This is a genomic window from Thalassotalea sp. G20_0 (assembly GCF_017744175.1).
In the GTDB taxonomy this organism is placed as follows: domain Bacteria; phylum Pseudomonadota; class Gammaproteobacteria; order Pseudomonadales; family Endozoicomonadaceae; genus Endozoicomonas.
On sequence record NZ_JAGHQV010000302.1, the window covers coordinates 1 to 861 of the forward strand.

Consider the following 861-nt stretch of genomic DNA (forward strand, 5'->3'; position numbering starts at 1 on the left):
GAACAACCGATAGCCGTTATGCCGTTGATTTCACTTTGACTATTAGGGAGAAACCCACCGCCAATAGCAGCAAAGCTGTATTCACCCTCTGTACTGACATGGCTATTCAGGGCAACAAGCTCGCTCACCTTGCCACCAACAGTCGGATGCAGCCTGCCAACATGCCCTCCACCAATCGCAGCATCCCCGCCGATTCTTCCCGTCGTTTTGACATTACAGTTGACTACGGTGAGTTGTTTTATCTGGCCAGTGACCGCCCCACCACCTATAGCCGTTGGAGAAGAGCCCCCTTCGCTGGTAACATCACTGTCTCTAACGATCATGTGCTCGATGCGACCACCAACCAATCCTCCCCCGGCTCCGGTGAAGGTTTGCATCGCTGAAGAAGTGACTGAACAGTCAACAATCTCAATGTCTCTCAGAATGCTCCCTTTTTCCTGAAGCCCGGTGATCACCCCGATGCTGCTGTATTGCCCTAGAACTTTCCGTTTGCTGAATGAAACGTTGGCATGCTCAACCCGGACATCAGTGACCGCAGATCCTTCGGACATTTTACAGGCCAATACAGCAGAGTGCTGCTTTTTGGGTAGATCATCAATGTTGGTATTGGCAATAAGCAGATTGTTAACGTCGGCACCGGACCCGAGTTCACCAAACAAGCAGTCCTTCAGATCGCTTATGGTATGGCACCCACCGTCGAAATGACCCTTAAATGGCTTGGTTTCACTGCCAACCGGAACGCCGGTGTTATGGCTGAAGCTTTTTCTCTGTTGATAGTGGGCGTCCATGGGATAGTTATCGTTACTTCCGATTTTGCCCAGTGCTTTACTATCATCCACGGGTATTGGGTTGTTCCGGGAC

1 protein-coding gene is annotated in these 861 nt (G+C 50.9%); it reads right to left on the minus strand.

All coding sequences use genetic code 11. The features are described 5' to 3' along the window. The coding region (locus J7438_RS26175) for a M26 family metallopeptidase (RefSeq protein ID WP_209278959.1) at nt 1-839 on the minus strand (839 nt) is incomplete at its 3' end. Between the last annotated feature and the right edge of the window lie 22 nt (nt 840-861).